The organism is Flectobacillus sp. (assembly GCF_049240685.1).
Classification (GTDB): domain Bacteria; phylum Bacteroidota; class Bacteroidia; order Cytophagales; family Spirosomataceae; genus Flectobacillus.
In genome coordinates this window covers 1-5639 of sequence record NZ_JBMLSD010000173.1, presented here as the reverse complement: position 1 = coordinate 5639, position 5639 = coordinate 1, and the positions used below count along the sequence as shown (strand labels likewise).

General features: G+C 38.2%; 5 protein-coding genes. All 5 read right to left on the bottom strand.

Going from position 1 to position 5639, the window contains the following annotated elements:
* Positions 1–95: 95 nt before the first annotated feature.
* A complete protein-coding gene (fahA, locus tag ACOVQ4_RS07990; RefSeq protein ID WP_421820129.1) occupies positions 96–1379 on the bottom strand; it encodes a fumarylacetoacetase in 1284 nt (427 codons plus the stop codon).
* Between the two features lie 222 nt (positions 1380–1601).
* A complete protein-coding gene (locus ACOVQ4_RS07985; protein ID WP_421820128.1) occupies positions 1602–1994 on the bottom strand; it encodes a MarR family winged helix-turn-helix transcriptional regulator in 393 nt (130 codons plus the stop codon).
* A gap of 196 nt (positions 1995–2190) precedes the next feature.
* Complete coding sequence (hppD, locus tag ACOVQ4_RS07980; protein WP_421820127.1) at positions 2191–3321, bottom strand: 4-hydroxyphenylpyruvate dioxygenase; 1131 nt, start codon at positions 3319–3321, stop codon at positions 2191–2193.
* Complete coding sequence (gene phhA, locus ACOVQ4_RS07975) at positions 3308–4120, bottom strand: phenylalanine 4-monooxygenase (protein WP_421820126.1); 813 nt, start codon at positions 4118–4120, stop codon at positions 3308–3310. The genes hppD and phhA overlap by 14 nt, the downstream gene beginning before the upstream one ends.
* A gap of 36 nt (positions 4121–4156) precedes the next feature.
* A complete protein-coding gene (locus tag ACOVQ4_RS07970) occupies positions 4157–5317 on the bottom strand; it encodes a homogentisate 1,2-dioxygenase (protein WP_421820125.1) in 1161 nt (386 codons plus the stop codon).
* Positions 5318–5639: the final 322 nt, after the last annotated feature.

The window sequence follows — 5639 nt, the reverse complement described above, 5'->3', positions numbered from 1 at the left end:
AATAACGATTTCCTACTTAAGCCAATGCGCCTTCAGCTATTGGCTTTTGGCAAAACTAAAAAACCCATTAAAACTCCTTGCCTATTGCCTACAGCCTATTGCCTACTGCTTATTATTGCAGGTAAAACTTTATTGAAGAGGCTCCCAAAACCAACTCTTATATCGTCTTTTTCGGCCCATCCTTTGATGATAACACTATCATAATCTTGCAAAAATACTCGCTCCTGATTGTTGGAAAGAGTCAGAGACTTTCTCCCATTTTCAGTAATTTCGAGTAAACACCCATACGAACCTGGTTCTGAACCAGAAATCGTACCCGAGGCTAATAAATCACCCGTATTTAGATTGCACCCGTTGATAGTATGATGTGCAATTTGTTGTGCCACATTCCAATACATGTGTTTAAAATTGGTTTGAGTAACAACGGTAGGCAAAGAATTTTCGGCTTGAATCTCAACAGATAGTTGAATATCAAAATTTCGATTTCCTTCAGTCTTCAAATAATCTAATACCTCTGGTTCTTGCGCAGGGCTTTTTACTCTAAAATGCTTTAGGGCTTCGAACGTAACCACCCAAGGGGAGATAGAAGAAAAAAAGTTTTTCCCTAAAAAAGGACCCAACGGTTGATACTCCCAACGTTGAATATCACGAGCCGACCAGTCATTGAAAAGTACAAATCCAAAGATATGTTCTTCGGCATTTTGGGCAGTAATTCTTTGCCCTAACTCCGAAGGTTTTCCAATTACTGTGGCCATTTCCAATTCAAAATCGAGTGCCCTAGTCGGACTAAATTTAGGAATCAAATTTTCGGAAGTACTTCGTTCCTTGTCAATAATTTGTCCACACGGACGATGAAAATTAACTCCAGAGAGCTGAATTGAAGACGCCCTACCATGATAACCTACTGGCAAATGTCTCCAATTAGGGAACAAGGCTTTATCGGGGTCTCTAAACAGCTTTCCTGCATTTTGGGCATGCTCAAGGCTTGAATAAAAATCTGTATAATCTCCAATCATAAAGGGAAAATGCATGGTAGCATCAGATTGTAAAATCAATCCCTCTTCTTCAATGGGTTCCCTTTCGGTAGATGCTTGAGATAATAAGAGTTGGAGTCTTGCCCTTAATTCTCTAACAGCTTCATTTCCGAGTGCCATAAATGAATTTAGGACGGGTTCTTGAAGCGTTTCAATTTCGAAACTCAATCCATCCAATGCGCCCTCGCTCACCAAAAAATGCATATCAAGAATATATTCACCAATGGCCACACCAATTCTTGGTGTAGGATTGGGTTGAGTAGAGAATACTCCAAAGGGTAGATTATGGATACTAAAATCTGAATCGGCCTGAACTTCTAGCCAGGTAGGTATGCTATGCCTCATTAGTTTGGATGAAATTTTAAGGTCAGTAAAATCGGAAAAGGCAACATTTTGTTTCTGAGGATTTCAAAAGAAGAATACTCCAAAAAACACAACTACCTGAAAATCAAAAGAATTATAGAAAAATCCAAATCTTTTGAATAGAACATTTTACTAGAACCGCAGACCACTGTAAACAAAGGCTTACCGATTACGATTGAATTTGTAGGAAAAGTTTTTCTATAGCTAACCAGTTATATTATTATAGATAGAATCCAGAATACGCACAAAAGTTTGATAATCACTTTCTGACAAATCGCCCCATCCTTTTCTTCGCACTTCGGCCACAATCGGAAAAGCATCATGAAACTTTTTTATGCCATCATCAGTCAATGTGATGTTAAATCTTCTTCGATCATTTTCGGCCATAGCCCTTTCGGCAAGACCTTTTTTGACTAAGAGATCTATAATTCGTGTAACTGTTGGCGCATCTTTTACGGTCATTTCAGCAAGTTCATTTTGACTGATACCGTTTTTTTGATTTCTAAAAATATGGTCCAACAAAACCCATTGGTCAACCGTAATGTCAAGCTGGGCATCGTCCAATTTTTTTTGTAGACTTTGCCGTATTTTTTTCATAGTGGTATCTATCTTAAAAAAATACGCACGTGAGTCGCTCGGATTGGTAGTCATATAAGAAAAAGGTATATATGGATACTGAGATAGTTTGTTATGTGTTACAGTTGTAATTGTTAGAACAACTGTTAGTGTTCAAATATAATAGAAAATCTCAATAACCTATCTACCCTTTTCCAATAAACCCTAAATCTATTGATTAAAGGGTACCTCTCAATGCTTGTTCTCTTTCAATTGCTTCAAAAAGTGCTTTAAAATTTCCTTTTCCAAAGGATTTGGCACCTTTTCTTTGGATAATTTCAAAAAATACCGTAGGTCTTGAAACTACAGGTTTGGTAAATATTTGTAATAAATACCCTTCTTCGTCTCTATCTACGAGGATATTGAGCGTGCGGAGCGACTCTATTTCTTCATCGATTTCCCCCACTCTTTCAAGTAAGGTATCATAGTAATTTGAAGGTACTTGCAAAAACTCCACACCTCTCGCCATCATCCCCCGAACGGTCTCAAGGATATTGTCAGTTGCAACTGCAATATGCTGCACACCTGCCCCTCCATAGAAATCAAGGTATTCTTCAATTTGAGATTTTTTCTTTCCTTCGGCAGGTTCGTTGATTGGAAATTTTATTCTTCCATTGCCATTTGACATTACCTTACTCATCAAGGCGGTGTATTCGGTCGAGATGTCTTTATCGTCGAAAGATACCAATTGCGAAAAGCCCATAACATTTTCGTAGAAAGCCGTCCATTGATTCATTTCGTTCCATCCGACATTACCAACCATGTGGTCTACATACTTGAGCCCTAGCTCAGTCGGACGATAACTTGGATTCCAAGCAGTAAAATTGGGCAAGAAAATACCATTATACCCTTTTCTCTCTACAAAAACATGAATGGTATCACCATAAGTTTTAATCGCCGAACGAACTACCGTACCGTGCTCGTCTGATTCTACAACTGGCTCAAAAACAGGTTCGGCTCCACGTTTGGTGGTTTCCTCAAATGCACTTTTGGCATCGTCTACCCAAAGCGCTACGGCCTTTACTCCGTCGCCGTGTAAATCGATATGACGACCAATCTCGGTATTACCAACCAATGGGGTAGTAAGCACCAAACGGATTTTATCTTGAACCAAAACATAGCTTTCGCGGTCTTTCAAACCAGTACTCAAACCAGCATAGGCCAAAGGTTGAAAACCCAAAGCAGTTTGGAAATAATGTGCCGATTGACGTGCATTTCCTACGTACATTTCAATATAATCTGTTCCATTGAGTGGCAAAAAATCAGTTTTTACCACTTCCGGAGTATGTATGTTTTCAGATACTAGCATAATGTTGTCCGATTTCTGAGTCGTGAAAAATAAAGGGGTTTTTCTTCTGTTTTACATTCATTCTTTTCTCCAATTCTCTCTCGATTTCGGGAATCGAATTGAATAAATCTTGGTAGGAGTCTATTACAAAATATTGAGATTGATAACGATCTTTGATATAAGGTGTATCAAAAATCCTTACTACATCATACGGTATGCGCTCCACGTTGGCGGCACTAACCGAATACGTACTTTCGCCAGAGGATGAAAGAATACCTGCCCCGTAAATTTTGAGCTCTCCATCCTCTTTAATCAAACCAAACTCGATTGTGTACCAATAAAGTCTGGCAATATATTCTACAGCCTCCTCGTCGTCGACAAAACGCAAGGCAATTCGTGCTAACTCTTCCAAAAAGTGACAAATCGAAGGGTTTGAAAGCAGCGGTACGTGTCCAAAAATATCATGAAACATATCTGGTTCTTCCAAATAATCGAGTTGCTCTCTTTTGCGAAGCCATGTGGAGGCACAAAAGTTTTTGGCCTGCATTAGTTCAAAAAATGGCTTATTGGCAATCAAGCCCGGCACCACATGAATCCTCCAGCCTGTATATTGATTTAAGAGAACGTTAGTTTCTTCGTAGTTTGGAATTTTATCTGCTGAAAATTGTACTCTTTCCAACCCTGTCAAATATTCTTTACTAGCCAAAGCGGGTAATTGATGGATTTGTCTTTCAAAAAGAATTTTCCAAACTTCTCTATCATCCGATGTATAAGCTTGATAGTCTTGAGACATCGAAAAAGGTTTAAAATCGTATTCCATTTTCTTAATAAGTTGTGCGTTGTTCTACCCTAATTACTATTTGTCTAGCCATGATTTATAGTACTTTCCATCATCTATTTTCATAGCGGCCTCAGTCAACATCAGAGGTCTAAAGGTATCTACCATTACAGCCAACTCTTGGGTCTCCGTTTTACCAATACTCCTTTCCATCGCTCCAGGATGCGGCCCATGCGGGATGCCCCCAGGATGTAATGAAATATGTCCCTGAGATATGTCATTTCGGCTCATAAAATCTCCGTCTACATAATACAGCACTTCGTCCGAATCGATATTGGAATGATTATAAGGAGCTGGTATGGCTTTTGGATGGTAGTCATACAAACGTGGGCAAAACGAGCAAACCACAAAGGCATCTGTTTGGAAGGTTTGGTGCACTGGTGGTGGCTGATGGATACGACCAGTAATTGGTTCAAAATTATGAATCGAAAAACCCCAAGGATAATTATAGCCATCCCACCCTGCAACATCAAATGGATGCGCCGCATACACCACCGAATGAAGATTTTGCTGTTTTTTGATTTTAATCAAAAAATCTCCTGTTTCTTGAAAAGTCTCCAAGTCTTGTGGCAACTTGTAATCTCGCTCACAAAAAGGTGAATGCTCCATCATTTGCCCAAAATGATTTCGATATCTTTTTGGGGTATAAATGGGATGAAAGGACTCTACAAATAGAATTCTATTATCGCTTGTTTCAAAATCAATTTGGTAAATCATCCCTCTTGGAATAACCAAGTAATCACCGTATTCAAAAGGGATGTTCCCCATCATCGTACGCAAAGTACCTTTTCCTTTATGTATAAAAAGAAGTTCGTCTGCGTCTGCGTTTTTATAGTAGTAAGTGCGAAGTGATTGCTGTGGTGCTGCCACTCCAATATGCAAATCGTTGTTGACCAACAAGGTAACACGACTATCTAAAAAATCTTTGGCGGGTGCTACATCAAAACCTATCAATTTTCGAGAAGCAATATTCTTTTCAACAGCAATTTTGGGTGCCGTGCTTATGTTCTCAATGATTTCTTTGACCTGTGTAGGTCGATGATGATGATACAGCAATGAGGACATTCCGTCAAAACCGATGGTCCCAAATAATTCCTCATAATACAAGCCTCCCGCTGGTTTTTCAAATTGAATATGTCTCTTTGTGGGTATTGATCCCAAACGATGATATATTGGCATGGCTATTATTGTTTTTAACAATATTTGTTACAACAAATATTAGTATGCAATTTTAGGATATATATTGATTAATTCCAAGAAAAAATTGATTAAAAATTATTTAGAATTTGTATAAGCCTATTGTGGAAAATTAGATTTAACTTTTTTGTTTTAGGCATGAGGCAAAAGGAAATAGGCAGAGAGATTTAAGTTTTTTGTCTGATTACTGGACAAAATGAGAAAAGGTATTTAGAATTTTCAATGAATATTTAAAAACAGTTTCAAACTGTTAAAAAAATGAGGCAAAGACAAAGTCTTGAACTAGGAATTTCAATTTTGTCCA